Annotated in this window: 17 protein-coding genes; 16 read left to right on the top strand and 1 reads right to left on the bottom strand. The window is 63.0% G+C overall.

Translation table 11 applies throughout. The features are described from left to right. Nucleotides 1–23: 23 nt before the first annotated feature. The 16 genes from ACO2Q2_RS05930 to ACO2Q2_RS05855 all read left to right on the top strand — a co-directional run bounded on the left by ACO2Q2_RS05930 (nucleotide 24) and on the right by ACO2Q2_RS05855 (nucleotide 14,411). On the top strand, nucleotides 24–1,235 hold the full coding sequence (locus ACO2Q2_RS05930) for a hypothetical protein (RefSeq protein ID WP_423254843.1): 1,212 nt from the start codon (nucleotides 24–26) through the stop codon (nucleotides 1,233–1,235). Further along, a complete protein-coding gene (locus ACO2Q2_RS05925; RefSeq protein WP_423254842.1) occupies nucleotides 1,198–2,202 on the top strand; it encodes a hypothetical protein in 1,005 nt (334 codons plus the stop codon). The genes ACO2Q2_RS05930 and ACO2Q2_RS05925 overlap by 38 nt, the downstream gene beginning before the upstream one ends. Before the next feature lie 182 nt (nucleotides 2,203–2,384). Next, nucleotides 2,385–2,597, top strand: a complete 213-nt coding sequence (locus ACO2Q2_RS05920; RefSeq protein WP_009521743.1) for a helix-turn-helix transcriptional regulator — start codon at nucleotides 2,385–2,387, stop codon at nucleotides 2,595–2,597. Then, a complete protein-coding gene (locus tag ACO2Q2_RS05915; protein ID WP_009521742.1) occupies nucleotides 2,594–3,064 on the top strand; it encodes a hypothetical protein in 471 nt (156 codons plus the stop codon). Before ACO2Q2_RS05920 ends, ACO2Q2_RS05915 begins: the two co-directional genes overlap by 4 nt. A gap of 5 nt (nucleotides 3,065–3,069) precedes the next feature. Next, nucleotides 3,070–3,441: a hypothetical protein gene (locus ACO2Q2_RS05910; RefSeq protein WP_423254841.1), complete on the top strand. Its 372-nt coding sequence runs from the start codon at nucleotides 3,070–3,072 to the stop codon at nucleotides 3,439–3,441. Continuing rightward, nucleotides 3,438–4,313, top strand: a complete 876-nt coding sequence (locus tag ACO2Q2_RS05905; protein WP_200174415.1) for an ATP-binding protein — start codon at nucleotides 3,438–3,440, stop codon at nucleotides 4,311–4,313. The genes ACO2Q2_RS05910 and ACO2Q2_RS05905 overlap by 4 nt, the downstream gene beginning before the upstream one ends. A 2-nt stretch (nucleotides 4,314–4,315) precedes the next feature. Further along, the gene (locus ACO2Q2_RS05900) at nucleotides 4,316–4,921 is read left to right on the top strand and encodes a hypothetical protein (protein WP_009521739.1); all 606 of its coding nucleotides are present in this window, start codon (nucleotides 4,316–4,318) and stop codon (nucleotides 4,919–4,921) included. Between the two features lie 13 nt (nucleotides 4,922–4,934). Further along, the gene (locus tag ACO2Q2_RS05895; RefSeq protein WP_296844201.1) at nucleotides 4,935–6,611 is read left to right on the top strand and encodes a DEAD/DEAH box helicase; all 1,677 of its coding nucleotides are present in this window, start codon (nucleotides 4,935–4,937) and stop codon (nucleotides 6,609–6,611) included. A gap of 155 nt (nucleotides 6,612–6,766) precedes the next feature. Continuing rightward, complete coding sequence (locus ACO2Q2_RS05890; protein WP_423254840.1) at nucleotides 6,767–7,030, top strand: DUF6511 domain-containing protein; 264 nt, start codon at nucleotides 6,767–6,769, stop codon at nucleotides 7,028–7,030. Continuing rightward, nucleotides 7,030–7,785 carry a hypothetical protein gene (locus ACO2Q2_RS05885; RefSeq protein WP_423254839.1) on the top strand — a complete coding sequence of 252 codons (756 nt, stop codon included), beginning with the start codon at nucleotides 7,030–7,032 and terminating at the stop codon, nucleotides 7,783–7,785. The genes ACO2Q2_RS05890 and ACO2Q2_RS05885 overlap by 1 nt, the downstream gene beginning before the upstream one ends. After that, on the top strand, nucleotides 7,782–9,971 hold the full coding sequence (locus ACO2Q2_RS05880) for an AAA family ATPase (RefSeq protein WP_423254838.1): 2,190 nt from the start codon (nucleotides 7,782–7,784) through the stop codon (nucleotides 9,969–9,971). The genes ACO2Q2_RS05885 and ACO2Q2_RS05880 overlap by 4 nt, the downstream gene beginning before the upstream one ends. Further along, complete coding sequence (locus tag ACO2Q2_RS05875) at nucleotides 9,968–10,747, top strand: crossover junction endodeoxyribonuclease RuvC (RefSeq protein ID WP_423254837.1); 780 nt, start codon at nucleotides 9,968–9,970, stop codon at nucleotides 10,745–10,747. The genes ACO2Q2_RS05880 and ACO2Q2_RS05875 overlap by 4 nt, the downstream gene beginning before the upstream one ends. A 1-nt stretch (nucleotide 10,748) precedes the next feature. Then, nucleotides 10,749–10,961 (top strand): hypothetical protein, encoded by a 213-nt coding sequence (locus tag ACO2Q2_RS05870; RefSeq protein WP_423254836.1) that lies wholly within the window; start codon nucleotides 10,749–10,751, stop codon nucleotides 10,959–10,961. After that, nucleotides 10,954–11,358, top strand: coding sequence for a DUF6362 family protein (locus ACO2Q2_RS05865; protein ID WP_324566918.1), 405 nt, complete (start codon nucleotides 10,954–10,956; stop codon nucleotides 11,356–11,358). The genes ACO2Q2_RS05870 and ACO2Q2_RS05865 overlap by 8 nt, the downstream gene beginning before the upstream one ends. A gap of 378 nt (nucleotides 11,359–11,736) precedes the next feature. Then, nucleotides 11,737–13,149: a site-specific DNA-methyltransferase gene (locus ACO2Q2_RS05860; protein WP_423254835.1), complete on the top strand. Its 1,413-nt coding sequence runs from the start codon at nucleotides 11,737–11,739 to the stop codon at nucleotides 13,147–13,149. Continuing rightward, the gene (locus tag ACO2Q2_RS05855; RefSeq protein ID WP_423254834.1) at nucleotides 13,146–14,411 is read left to right on the top strand and encodes a site-specific DNA-methyltransferase; all 1,266 of its coding nucleotides are present in this window, start codon (nucleotides 13,146–13,148) and stop codon (nucleotides 14,409–14,411) included. The genes ACO2Q2_RS05860 and ACO2Q2_RS05855 overlap by 4 nt, the downstream gene beginning before the upstream one ends. Here the strand turns inward: ACO2Q2_RS05855 and ACO2Q2_RS05850 are convergent. Further along, nucleotides 14,375–14,743 carry a hypothetical protein gene (locus ACO2Q2_RS05850; RefSeq protein WP_325436985.1) on the bottom strand — a complete coding sequence of 123 codons (369 nt, stop codon included), beginning with the start codon at nucleotides 14,741–14,743 and terminating at the stop codon, nucleotides 14,375–14,377. The genes ACO2Q2_RS05855 and ACO2Q2_RS05850 overlap by 37 nt on opposite strands. Between the last annotated feature and the right edge of the window lie 27 nt (nucleotides 14,744–14,770).

Here is a 14,770-nt window from a genome sequence, read left to right as displayed (position 1 = left end):
TGTAGATGAATGATGCAGAGAACTTGACCAAGCTCCTGGGACACCTGCCGCCGGCAGTGTTCCGTGAATTCATGGTGGACGAGTTCAGCCTGGCCATGCCGGACCTGGACACCAAGAAGCCGAAAAAGGAGCAGCGTGAACAGATGGAGGCCGTGCTGTCCGCCCTTGGGGTGAGTGAGCGGCAGCGGATCGAGGAAGTGGCCGAACGAATCGTGCTCTTGTCGGACGGCGCCGGCCAGGACGTCATCGACGGCTTCAAGGACGATATTTTCGATGACGCCGCCCGGGAAGCCTTCGCTGCGATCCCGAACCAGTACCAGCGGGCGCTGTGGCTTCATATCAACGAGCCCGCGCTCTTCGAGGAAGCGCTGAACGCCCGGCAGGCCGACGTGTTTCGGCAAAGCGCCTCTTGCTACTCGGGCTTCATGGCGCCCGCCAACCTTGCTGTACTCGACGATGCAGCTGCCAAGACGGCGTTCCACCAGACCGTGGCCCAACAACTCGGGTGCTCCGATGACGCCGTCGCGATCCAGATCTTCAAGCGCCTGCGGCCCGATACGCCGACCGGCGAAGACGTGGACCTCTACCAGATCAGCATCCACCACAACCGCCCACCGGAAATCATCGACTGCGTGCAGGCCAGCGAACTGGTGCCACAAGAGGTGATCCGTGCGGTTTCATCGCACATCACCTATGAGCCGGCCAATGGACACCTGGAGGTGCTGTCAAAGGATACGGGTGGGCGCGAAGCGCTGGCCCGAATCGTGGCCGACTCCCTGCTGCAATCGCCCATCACCGGCGAGAAGATCCCGCTCAAGCAGTACGACTACCAGAGCCTGGCGGCGCCGCGAAACTTCGACTCGGCTGGCGAGCCCGTGGCTCACGTCAAGGTCGTCGAGCTTGGCTACTCCGCTGCCAATGGTCGGTCGCTGCTGGTGAAGATCTGGACCAAGGACGTCGACGACATCTACGCCGCTGCTCGGTCGTTGATCAGCCCCACCTTCGACTTCCGCGATCACCACCTGAACTACGCCAAGCTGTCCATCAAGCTGAAAAAGGTCGGCAAGGACCGCGCGCGGACGATCACCGTGATCCTGCGTGACGACAACAAGTGCAACATCAAGACGAAGCGGGAAAAGGACCGGGCGCTGTGCGACCGACTGCTGGCCAAATGGCATCTGGTGAAGGAGATCGGTCATGTCGTCGAAGCCCCTGCCGACGCAGTCGCTGCTTGAACTGATCGATCTGTTCGAGCAGTCAGGGCAGCCGATTGCCGACGGTGATGGGCAGCGCCTGCACGGTGTTCCCGGCTGGGACCTATCGCGCAAACTGAGTCTTTCTGACCATGATTTGGCCGCCTGGACTGAGTGCGTCGGCTACGCGGGTTGCTACCCGGCACCTTGCCGCGACGAGCGAATCCTGGTCGATATCGAGGAGGACGCTGATCCTGCGCGGTACCGCTACCGCTGCCCGGAAACCTTTCGCGTGAAATATATCTCCGCCGAGATGGCCGCCGTCCGCGCAGTCATTGCCACGAAGCTGCTGAACTACTTGGCAGATCTCATGGAAATCCCGCAGGCGCTACGACGCGGTATCACCACCGCAGCCATCGAAGATGTCCTCTGGCATCTCGGGACGATGCGCATCGGTCAAGTCCATGTCGATACGTGGCTGGTCCGGGGCTTGGCGAATTCGATCGATGACGTATACCGGTACTTCGACCAACTATCTCTGCCCAACACCGGCGTCATTCTCACCACCGGGTCTGCGCAGCCCGCGATAGTGCGACCACCCAGGAACTATCGGCTCATCCCGCTCAACAGCGTGTTGAGCCCGAACAGCGCCAGCCCGGTGGTTGATACCGATTTGATCCACCGACTGTTGCTTGCATCCCCAGGCGGAACGATTGAGCGCTCGCCCGTTGTGAGATTCGATCATTTCAACAGCACGCTACACATCACCACTCGATCGATCGCTCCTTGGACGGTCACCGGACCTAAACAGGCAGCAGTGGTGAAGTATCTGGTCGAGCAGTTCGAGAATGGACGCCAACGAGTTTCTGCTGGCGACATCCTGGTCGCGGCACACGGATCGCGCGAGGCCGCACGCGGCAAACGGGTCCCGAGCATCTTCAGCGGGAACAGCCAATGGCTCGACTACATCGAGCATGACGATGCTGGATACGGCATCAAGCTGGAATGAGCCAACACCAATATCCATGAGCACGCACAACCGCCTTCGGGCGGTTTTTTGCTTTCTGGGCCCCGCTTTTCCCCGCAGAAGCTGCGCCCGTACATCAGCCCGTACATGGCGGCGGCAGACGCCCGCACAGGCCGACTTCGAAACTGACCTCACGAATTCGCAACAACCAGAAGGAGTGCATCGTGAGTGTCAAACATCTGAATCAAGGCCAATTGGCCGAACGTTGGGGAGTCAGCGAAGCAACGCTTGAACGCTGGCGCTCCGAAGGTATCGGCCCGGTATTCCTGAAGCTGCAGGGTCGCGTCGCTTACCGCATCGAGGACATCGAAGCCTACGAGTCCGAGAGCCTGCGCAAGAGCACCTCTGAACGCGTCAATGCGGGAGGTGCGCTGTGAACCGCATCTCCCCCGACGAAGTCCTGACCACCCCGGCCGGCGAACTGGCTGCGCTTGCCAGCGAGTCCCTGTTCCAGCTCAAGAACGACGCTGCTGATCTTCTCGCCGCTGCCAAGGCGATCGTCGAGCACGTCGATCGCGCACTGGATCTCAAGTATGCCGACCGCGCACACCAGCTCCGCCTGGCGGCAGGCAAGGACACCGGCGTCGTCCATTTCGACGACGGCCATGTCCGCATCACCGCAGATCTGCCCAAGAAGGTCGACTGGGATCAGACGCGGCTCGCCGAGATCACCCGTCGCATTGCAGCCAACGGCGACGACCCGTCCGAGTACGTGGACATCAGCTACCGGATCTCGGAAACCAAGTTCAACGCGTGGCCCGAGTCGCTGAAGAGCGCCTTCGCCCCGGCACGCACCCTCAAGACCGGCAAGCCGGGCTTTCGTCTCGCTCTGCTTCAGGAGTAATCGCCATGACAACAAACGAAGTGAAGTTGCGCGAACCGCAGGCGAGAGGTCGCGAAGCGACCGGCAAAACCAAACCTACGCTGCTCGAACTGCTGCGCAAACAACCGGAGATGTACCTCCGGGATCTGCCCGAAACCATTCGCATCCCAGCGCTGGACGGCAACCGCCCCGACGAAGTTGTGCGTCGCCTTGAGGACGCCACCATCGATGACGTGGCATTCGCGATCCAGGGCCTGGAGTCCGAAACCCGCGTTATCCATAGGCGCCTGAGTGGTCTGCGCGATCTGTACGAAATGGCCCGCAAGCGTGGCGCGCTCGGTATGACCACCGTTGCTGACGCGTTCGCCAGCATCAGCACTGAGGAGGCATGCAAATGAGCCTCCCCATCATTACTGCAGACCAGCGTCTGGCCGAGCGCCGTGGCGTGAAGGGTGTGCTCGTCGGCAAGAGCGGCATCGGCAAGACCTCGCAACTCTGGACGCTGAAACCCACGGCCACGCTGTTCTTTGATCTTGAGGCTGGTGATCTCGCGGTCGAGGGCTGGGCCGGCGACACGATCCGTCCGCGCACCTGGCAGGAGTGTCGTGACTTCGCGGTGTACATCGGCGGGCCGAACCCGGCGCTGCGCGACGACCAGCCGTTCAGCCAAGCCCACTTCGATGCCGTATGCGCGCGCTTCGGTGATCCGACGGTCCTGGACAAGTACGACACCGTGTTCGTCGACTCCATCACCGTGGCCGGTCGCCTGTGCCTGCAATGGTGCAAGGGCCAGCCACAGGCCTACTCCGAGAAGACGGGCAAACCCGACAGCCGGGGTGCATACGGGCTGATGGGCCAGGAAATGATCGCCTGGCTGACCCACCTGCAGCACACGCGCGGCAAGAACGTGTGGTTCGTCGGCATCCTCGATGAGCGGCTGGACGACTTCAATCGCCGCGTGTTCTCCCTGCAGATCGACGGCTCCAAAACCGGCCTGGAACTGCCCGGCATCGTCGATGAGGTCGTCACCTTGGCCGAGCTGAAGGCCGATGACGGCGCCAGTTACCGCGCCTTCGTCTGCCACACGCTGAACGCATGGGGCTACCCCGCCAAGGACCGCTCCGGGCGGCTCGATCCGATTGAGGAGCCGCACCTCGGCCGCCTCATGGAAAAGATCGCCGGCCCGGCCAGGCCCGCTACCGAACGGCTCGATTTCGCGCGCCCCGCGCCCGCTGCCATCCCCGAATCCACTTCGACTCAGGAGTCCTGATCATGACCTACTTCGATTTCAATTCCGCTTCCGAACAGACCTCTTTCGACCTTATCCCCAAAGGCACGCTCGTGCGTGTCCGCATGACCATCAAGCCGGGTGGCTTCGATGATCCGTCGCAGGGATGGACCGGCGGCTACGCCACCCGCAACGACAACACCGGCTCGGTGTACCTGAACTGCGAGTTCGTCGTGATGGAGGGTGAGTTCGCCCGTCGCAAGATGTGGTCGCTGATCGGCCTGCACAGCCCGAAAGGCCCTGAGTGGGCCAACATGGGCCGCACCTTCGTCAAGGCGATCCTCAACTCAGCGCGCGGCGTTCATCCTGGCGACAACAGTCCTGCCGCGCAGAACGCGCGCCGCATCAGCGGGTTTGCCGATCTCGATGGCATCGAGTTTCTCGGCAAGGTCGACTGGGACAAAGACCAGAACGGCCAAGACAAGAGCGTGATCAAGGCCGCGATCACGCCAGACCACAAGGACTACGCCGCCCTCATGGGTGGCGCGCAGGGAGCGGCGAAAGCGCCAGCACCCGCAAACGGGTCGAACGCGTATGCCCAGGCCACGGGCCGTGCCTCCGTGCCGGGTCGCCCGAGCTGGGCACAGTAAGGGGGACGCCGCCATGATGCTCCGCCCCCGCCAAGCCCTGCTGGTCGAGCGCTCTTTGGCGGCGCTCGCCCAACACGGCAACACCCTATCTGTTGGCCCCACCGGGTCGGGCAAGACCATCATGCTGTCGGCGGTGGCCGGCAGCTTGTTGGCCGAGCCAGATGCCAAGGCCTGCATCCTCGCTCATCGCGATGAACTGACCGGCCAGAACCTATCCAAGTTTGCACGGGTGAATCCGGGCGTCAGCACCTCCGTGTTCGATGCCAAGGACAAATCCTGGTCCGGGCGCGCCACGTTCGCGATGGTGCAAACGCTGTCGCGCGACAACCATCTCGCTGCCATCCCGATCCTCGATCTGCTGGTGATCGATGAAGCGCATCACGCAGCCTCGGCCTCGTACCGCCGCGTAATCGACCGGGTGCTGGACAAGAACTCGCGCGCCCAGATCTTCGGGGTGACGGCGACGCCTGCCCGCAGTGACGGCAAGGGACTGCGGGAGGTCTTCAGCAACGTCGCGGATCAAATCACCCTCGGCGAGCTGATCGCCTCCGGCCACCTCGTGCCGCCACGCACCTTTGTCATCGATGTCGGCGCCCAGGAGCAGTTGACGCGGGTCCGGCGCACGGCCACTGACTTCGACATGACGGAAGTCGAGGCGATTCTCAACAAGACTCCCATCACCGATGCCGTGATCCGTCATTGGCGTGAGAAGGCCGGCGACCGCAAGACGATCGTGTTCTGCTCGACCGTCGCCCATGCCGAATGTGTGCGCCAGGCCTTTCAGGATGCCGGTGTATCCGCCGTGATCGTGCACGGCGAGCTCTCAGAATCTGAGCGAAAGACACGCCTGGCCGAGTACGAATCCGGTACCGCGCAGGTCGTGGTCAATGTGGCTGTGCTCACGGAGGGCTATGACTTCACGCCTACCTCCTGCGTGGTTCTGCTGCGACCCAGCTCGCACAAGTCGACTCTGACCCAGATGATCGGGCGTGGCCTGCGCACCATCGACCCATCGGAGCATCCGGGCGTCATCAAGACCGATTGCGTGGTCCTGGACTTCGGCACCGCGACCTTGATGCACGGATCTCTGGAACAGGACGTAAATCTCGACGGACACCAGCATCACGGCGAAGCGCCCACCAAGGACTGCCCGTCCTGTGAAGCCACCGTCCCGCTCGGCTGCCGCGAATGCCCGCTGTGCGGCTTCGTCTGGGAGAACGAGAACACCGAAGAAGGAGATGCGCTGGCCGATTTCGTGATGACCGAGATCGATCTCCTCAAGCGCTCCAACTTCCGCTGGTGCGACCTGTTCGGCTGCGACGACGCACTGATGGCGACTGGCTTCAACGCCTGGGGTGGCGTCTTCTTCCTGAACGGCCGCTGGCACGCCGTGGGCGGAGGTAAGGATCTGCAGCCGCGCTTGTTGGCTGTCGGCGACCGCACGGTTTGCATGGCCAAAGCTGATGACTGGCTGAACGACCGCGAGTCGGCTGACTCCGCGCACAAGACCCGTCGTTGGCTGAACGAGCCGCCGACCGCGAAGCAACTCCAGTATCTGCCGCAGGCGCTGCGCGCCGACTTTGGCATGACGCGCTATCAGGCCTCGGCGCTGCTGTCCTTCCAGTTCAACAAGTCGTCGATTCAGCGCCTTGTGGTGGCTGCCAACGATGCCCACCGGGAGGCCGCGTGAAATGTGCAGTCTGCTCACGAAAGGCCAAGGGCTTCGGCTACTTCAATCCACGCCTGCCGCGCAGCGATCCACGACGTTACTCGGACCGCTGGGTGTTCTGCTCCATGCGCTGCCAGAACGCATTTTCGCGACTCATGGAGAAGACGGGAGGTCACATGATCGATCCCAGTGATATGGAGCTCGCCGCCATGGCGTCCTGCCTGGCGCCGCTTGGCGAGTATGTCGGCTCCATCGGTATGCAGAGACCGCTGGCGGACTACAGCAAAAACGAAGTGCTGATGCTGATCGACGTGGTGGTGACTGCCTACCAGGAACACATGCTCGTCGAGCACGAGCGGATGGCAGAAAAGGATCGCGCCTTTCTTGAGGAGCGGCTCGCCCGGCAAGGCAAGCCGGCTTCGACGGGAGTGCCGTTCTGATGCTGGATTTCAATCACCGTCCCAAGATCCATGAGCTGATCGGCGTGCTCATCGACGCTGCACTAAGCGCCGACCGTGACAACCAATCCCGTCGCAACTACCTCGGTGCGTCGCGATTGGGCGTCGCCTGCGAGCGCGCGCTGCAATACGAGTATCTCCAAACCCCTGTCGATCCTGGCAGGGACATCCCGGGTCGCGTGTTGCGCATCTTCGAGGTGGGACACGCTCTCGAAGATCTGGCCATTCGTTGGCTGCGCATGGCCGGATTCGATCTTTACACCCAAAAGGCCAGCGGCGGTCAGTTCGGCTTTTCCGTTGCAGGCGGCCGTATTCAAGGGCACGTCGATGGCGTCCTGAACGGCGGCCCCGCAGAGCTAGGAATGGGCTATCCGGCCCTGTGGGAGTGCAAGACCATGAACGACAAGTCCTGGCGAGATACGGTCAAGCACGGCGTCAGCAAATCCAAACCGGTCTATGCCGCGCAGATGGCCATCTATCAGGCCTACATGGAAGCCAGCATCCCGGGCATCTCCACGAACCCGGCGTTGTTTACCGCGATCAACAAGGACTCCGAGGAGATCTGGTTCGAGCTGGTGCCGTTCGACGGCGGCCTGGCGCAGCGGATGTCCGATCGCGCGGTACGGGTCATCACGGCGACAGACAGCCAGGAACTGCTGCCGCGCCATGCAACCACCCCAACGCATGTCGAGTGCAAGTTCTGCCCCTGGCAGGACCGCTGTTGGAGTTCGACATGATGGCCGACAACATCATCTGGCTCGACTTCAATGACGCGCCTGAGCAGCGCGACGAACTGACCTCTGACACCGATGCCTTGCGCGCTGGCTTGCTGGATCGACTTGAGGCGATCCTCCACTACCTGTTTCCGCAGGGGCGCATCCGGGGTGGCAAGTTCTACGTCGGTGATGTCGATGGCAACCCGGGCAAGAGTCTGGTGGTTGAGCTGGACGGACCACGGCGCGGCCTGTGGAAAGACTTCTCCACCGATGAGGGCGGCGACATCATCGATCTGTGGGCGCGCTCGCAAGGTCGATCCGCCCGCAGCGACTTCCCACGTATCGCCGCAGAGATCCGGCAGTGGCTCGGCATTGCTACCCCGGTTGGCACGCCGATGCGCCGTGATGTTCGCAGCGTGCAGATGGATGACCTCGGCGCCTACACCGGCAAATGGGATTACCTGACTCCCGATGGCGAGCTGATCGCCTGCGTCTACCGGTATGACCCGCCGACAGGCAAAGAGTACCGCCCATGGGATGTGCGAGCCCGCATGTGGCGCGCCCCCGACCCGAGGCCACTCTACAACCAGCCGGCCATCGGGAAAGCGCGAGAGGTCGTCCTGGTCGAAGGCGAGAAGTGTGCGGCTGCATTGATCGCTTGCGGTATTGCGGCCACCACCGCGATGAACGGCGCCAAGGCTCCTGTCGACAAAACCGACTGGCATCCGTTGGCGGGGAAATCCGTGGTCATCTGGCCGGACCGGGATGCACCCGGCTGGGACTACGCCGAGAGCGCAGCGCGTGCTTGCGTGGCTGCGGGCAGCACATCCGTGGCCATCCTGGTGCCGCCCACCGACAAGCCACCCAAGTGGGACGCCGCAGACGCTGTCGACGAAGGGTTCGACTGCGCCGCATTCATCGCCCAGGGCGAACGCCGCGTGGTCAAGGCGGCGGCTCCCTCCCTGCCCACCTTCACGCTCGGCGAACTGCTCGACGATAACTCACCGCTGCCACCCGATCTGATCTCTCCGCGCGTGCTGACGCCGGCTGGCATGTTGGTGTTCGGCGGTGCGCCCAAGGTCGGCAAGAGTGACTTTCTGTTGTCGTGGCTGGCGCACATGGCGGCTGGCGCTGCTTTTCTGGGCATGCATCCACCCCGTCCGCTACGTGTGTTCTACCTGCAGGCCGAGGTCCAGTACCACTACCTGCGCGAGCGCGTGAAGGATGTCCGCCTGCCGTCCCATCGGCTTCTGGACGCCCGCGCCAATTTCGTGGCCACGCCGCAGTTGCGGCTGGTGCTCGATGACGCCGGTCTGGCGCAGGTGATCCCAGCGATCGCGAAGGCTTTTGGCGGCGAGCCTCCTGACATCATCGCCATCGATCCGATCCGCAACGTGTTCGACGGCGGCGATGCCGGTGGAGAGAACGACAACGGCGCCATGCTGTTCTTCCTCTCGCAGCGGGTGGAGCGGATTCGCCAGGCGGTCAATCCCGACGCCGGGGTGATCCTCGCTCACCACACCAAGAAGCTAGGCAAGAAGCAGTTTGAGGAGGACCCGTTCCAGGCACTAGCCGGCGCAGGAAGCCTGCGCGGTTACTACTCGACCGGAATGCTGCTGTTCCGACCCGATGAAACGCGCACCACTCGCCAGCTCATCTTCGAGCTGCGCAATGGCGCGGGTATCCCGCAACGGCACGTCGACAAGATCAACGGTGAGTGGCGGGAAGTCGACGCCAACGAGCGGTTGGTGATGAAGGACTACGGCCAGCGCTTGGATGCCGAGCGCCGCCGCAAACGCGACGCGATCCTTCAGATCCTGTTCGAGGAGGCCGGCAGCGGGCGCTGCTACACAGCCAACCAGTTCGCCGAATCTTTCGAGGGCAAGGCCGGTCTGGGCGGCGAACGCACCATCCGCGAACGCGTCTCCGCGCTCTCGACGCAGGGCTACATCAAGTATTTCCGCAACGCGGCTGACTACGGTCTGCCCTCCAGCGGCCGCACCAAGTTCGGCTATCTCTGCGTCGAAGGCATGGTGCTGCGCATGCCAGCGGGCGATGTCGACACGGCCACCGGCGAGCTGCCGATGCGCGAGCACACGGTGCTCCCCACCCACTACAAGTGCCCGCATTCCGGCGCCTCGATGCCCGTCGAGAACCCAGATGTGTGGGTCTATCACGACGAACTGAACGATCCGGAGGCCCCATGAATATTGCCCAATCGGCAGTTGGCAGCGCCGTTGCCAACTGCACTCATTTCCTTGCCAACTACCCGCAGTTGGCAAACCCCTGCCAACTGGAAGTCCAGTCAGATCAAGGCATTGCAGGGAATGACCCGCAGTTGGCAGTTGGCATCGCTGCCAACTTGCCAACTGGCGCAAACCCGCGCCATTGCTGGACTTTCTCCCTTTCTCCAGTTGGCGAAAACTCCCCCTCCTACTACGTAGGAGAGGGACCAGAGGGTCCCTCTGCCCTACGTCAGGGACTTGCCGGCCAGCCGGGCTCAGATCATCGGCGGCCATCCGTGCCCTCGATCCTGGCACTGGACCTTGGCACACAGACCGGCTGGGCAGTACGCGATCGCGACGGCGCCGTGACCAGCGGAACGGAATCCTTCAAGCCGCAGCGATTTGAGGGTGGCGGCATGCGCTACCTGCGCTTCAAGCGCTGGCTCACCGAGATCAAGCAGTCCTGCGATGGCATCGAAGTGGTGTACTTCGAGGAAGTCCGCCGCCACGCCGGCGTCGATGCAGCACACGCCTACGGCGGGTTCATGGCCCACCTCACCGCATGGTGCGAGCACCACCAGATCCCGTACCAGGGCGTTCCGGTGGGCACGATCAAGAAGCACGCCACCGGCAAAGGCAATGCGAGCAAGGACCAGATGATCGGCGCCGTTCGTCTGCGTGGCCACGCGCCTGCCGACGACAACGAAGCCGACGCCATTGCCCTCCTGCACTGGGCGATCGAGACGCAGGAGGTGTGACATGAAGGTTCCGACTCCCGCATACCGCTGTGCCCTGGCTCGACTGCAACCCGATCCGCGACCCGATCCGGAGCAGATCAAGCGCGAGGGCTGGCGCGACCAACAGATCCTGGTGATATCGCCCGACGACATGCGGCTCGACTGGGTCGAACGTGAACTGCTTCGCCGTATCGGCGATCGGCTGTACGGGCCGAAGGAGCGTCGCCATGGCTGAGTGGACGATCGAGACTGTGGCGGACCGATTCATCGAGGCCGCACGAACCGCCCACCGCCTTCCTCCGGTTCGGGTGCAGGGCTACTTCAACTGCTGGCCGGCGATCAAACGCATGCCCTGGGAAAACCTGGGAGCTGAGCCACGGGTCTACCGCTTTCCTCCCGACCCTGCTGCCATCGACCGGATGCTGGAGACCATGCGGTGGGTTCAGTGGCTGGAAGAAGAACAGCGACACCTCGTCTGGATGCGAGCACAACGGTATCCGTGGAAGGATATCTGTTGCCGCTTTGCCTGTGACCGAACAACCGCCTGGCGTCGCTGGCAGACGGCACTGGAACTGGTCGCCGTGCACCTGCGGATGGAAAAGAAAACTGGGGCAGCCGGCAATTGCCGCTGACGTTGGGTGTAGTTGCGAACAGTCGCGAAGTCGTTGGGAATCCTGCGTGTCGATGCGGGTTTCAGTCACTTTTTCGCGTGCAACATCCTGAGGTTTTTTCGCTAGTATTACGGCTAATCTTGCTAGCATTGGGTGCGTGAAGGCCACGGAGCGATCTGTGGCCTTCGTCGTTTCTGGCTCGCGATGGCCACGACCCGTTGCGACGGGTCCTTCCCGGCCAGAAAGCAATGCGGGGGGCGCGAGCGCGGCGCTTTTTTAGCGTCAGGGTGCGAACCAAGGTTCGCACGGTTCGCAGTTCGCACCCCGTCAGTTCGCACCAACCCCAAAAACCCGCCCACGGTTGTCGTCGGCGGGTTTTCTATTTTCAGGACACCATCTTTGAATACGCTCAACGTCGAGTACCGCAAGGTCGAGGCGCTGATTCCCTACGCCCGCAATCCGCGCACACATTCCGATGCGCAGATCACCAAGATCGCCGCCAGCATCGTCGAATATGGCTGGACGAACCCGGTCCTGGTTGATGGCGACAACGGCATCATCGCGGGCCACGGTCGTTTGGCTGCTGCACGCAAGCTGGGGCTGGATCAGGTGCCGGTGATCGAACTGGCCCATCTCACCACCGCGCAAAAGCGCGCCTTGGTCATCGCCGACAACCGGCTGGCGCTTGACGCTGGCTGGGATGAGGAGATGTTGGCGCTCGAACTGGCGGAGCTTTCCGAAGCGGGTTTCGAACTGGCGCTGACCGGCTTCGAGAACATCGAGATCGATGCGCTGCTGGCAGATGCCCCGTCGACTGAAGGTGAACCGGCGGCGCAGGATGGTGTAGACGCCGATGAACCCGATACGACTGATGACATACCTGATACGCCAGTGGTGGCGGTGTCGCGCGAGGGCGATGTCTGGGCCATCGGCTCGCACCGGTTGATCTGTGGCGACGCCACCGACCCAGCCGTGGTCGCCACGCTGATGCAGGGTGACACCGCGCAGCTTTGCTTCACCTCGCCGCCGTATGGCAACCAGCGCGACTACACCTCCGGCGGCATTGCCGATTGGGATGTCCTGATGCGCGGTGTGTTCGCACATCTGCCGATGGCGGGCGACGGACAGGTGCTGGTCAATCTTGGGCTGATCCACCGCGACAACGAAGTCATCCCCTATTGGGACGGCTGGCTGTCCTGGATGCGTCAGCTAGGGTGGCGGCGCTTCGCGTGGTACGTCTGGGATCAGGGGCCAGGCATGCCCGGCGACTGGCAGGGCCGATTGGCTCCCAGCTTCGAGTTTGTTTTCCACTTCAATCGCAGCACCCGCAAACCCAACAAGATTGTTCCTTGCAAGCACGCAGGCCAGGAATCGCACCTGCGCGCTGACGGGTCGTCCACGGCGATGCGCGGTAAGGATGGCGAGGTCGGCGGCTGGACGCACAAGGGTCAGCCGACGCAGGACACCCGAATCCCCGACTCGGTGATTCGCGTGATGCGCCACAAGGGCAAGATCGGGCAGGACATTGATCACCCGGCCGTGTTCCCGGTCGCATTGCCTGAGTTTGCCATCGAGGCGTACACCGATTCGGGTGACGTCGTGTTCGAGCCCTTCGGTGGCAGTGGCACGACGATGCTGGCCGCGCAACGCACTGGTCGTATCTGCCGCAGTGTGGAAATTGCGCCGGAGTACGTGGACGTGGCCATCAAGCGTTTTCAGCAAAACCACCCCGGCGTGCCGGTCACGCTCATCGCCACCGGCCAATCTTTCGACGAGATCGCCACTGAACGCGAAATGGAGGTGGCGGCATGAACTGGCTGGCCGACAAGATCGAGCAGTGGCCGACGGCCAAGCTGGTGCCATACGCCCGCAATGCGCGCACCCACTCGGACGATCAGGTGGCACAGATCGCCGCGTCGATTGCCGAGTTCGGATTCACCAATCCGATTCTGGCCGGCAGCGATGGCGTCATCGTCGCCGGGCACGGACGGCTCGCCGCCGCACAGAAACTCGGGTTGGACGCAGTGCCGGTGGTCGTGCTCGATCATCTGAGCCCCACGCAGCGCCGGGCCCTGGTGATCGCGGATAACCGCATCGCCGAGAACGCCGGCTGGGATGATGCGATGCTGCGCATCGAGATCGCCGCTCTGCAGGATGATGACTTCGATCTGTCGCTGACCGGCTTCGATGCCGATGCGTTGGCGGAGCTGATGGCCGGCGACGAATCGGATGGCCAAGGCCAGACCGACGATGACGCCATGCCCGAGATGCCAGAGACGCCAGTCTCGCGTCCTGGGGATGTCTGGCTGCTCGGTGGTCACCGCCTGTTTTGCGGCGACTCTACGGTCGCCGACAGCTACGACCGCCTTCTCGATGGCGCGCCGGTGGACATGGTATTTACCGACCCGCCGTACAACGTGAACTACGCCAACAGCGCCAAGGACAAAATGCGCGGCAAGGATCGTGCGATCCTGAACGACAACCTCGGCGACGGCTTCTACGACTTCCTACTGGCGGCGCTGACGCCGACCATCGCGCATTGCCGGGGTGGCATCTACGTGGCGATGTCTTCCAGCGAACTCGACGTGCTGCAGGCAGCGTTCCGCGCCGCCGGCGGCAAGTGGTCGACCTTCATCATCTGGGCAAAAAACACCTTCACGCTGGGCCGCGCCGACTATCAGCGCCAGTACGAGCCGATCCTGTACGGATGGCCCGAGGGCGCGCAGCGTCACTGGTGCGGCGACCGCGACCAGGGCGACGTCTGGAGCATCAAGAAGCCACTGAAGAATGATCTGCACCCGACGATGAAGCCGGTGGAACTGGTTGAGCGCGCGATCCGCAACTCGAGTCGTCCTGGCAACGTGGTACTTGATCCTTTCGGCGGCTCTGGCACCACGCTAATTGCAGCCGAGAAGTCAGGCCGCATCGCGCGGCTGATCGAACTCGATCCTAAGTACGTCGATGTGATCGTGCGCCGCTGGCAGGGCTGGACCGGAAAGCAGGCCACGCGTGAGTCGGATGGCGCGTTGTTCGATGATCAGGCGACGAGCGATTCCTCGACGATCTCGCAGTGAATCACAAAGCCTGTGAGGTAAGGCAGGCCGCGCGGGATGCCGTAGTCCTTGCTGGTCTGGCGGCCAATCGTCCAGCCCATCCAGCGCTGGGTGGCGGCGTTGATCGCATCCTGCAAGGCCTGGCCTTGGTACAGGCCGTTCTGGACGTCGTCGGCAAAGTGGCGACCGTGGCGGCTGTCGAGGAAGGTCCGTACCGATTCAAGGGGCTGGTGTGTGGCGTCCGAGACGGCGGTCATCGCCAAGGGCCACGCGGCGCTGGCGTGCTCGTTCATCGTGCCCCAAAAGCCCCAGGCATCGTTCTGAGTGGCGGGAATCTGGCTGGCGGTGGTCATCGTGGCTCCTTGGGGTCTGATCTTTGC

Origin of the sequence: Dyella sp. KRB-257 (assembly GCF_049445995.1) — a bacterium.
Classification (GTDB): Bacteria; Pseudomonadota; Gammaproteobacteria; order Xanthomonadales; family Rhodanobacteraceae; genus Dyella_A.
This window is presented reverse-complemented; position numbering and strand designations above follow the sequence as displayed.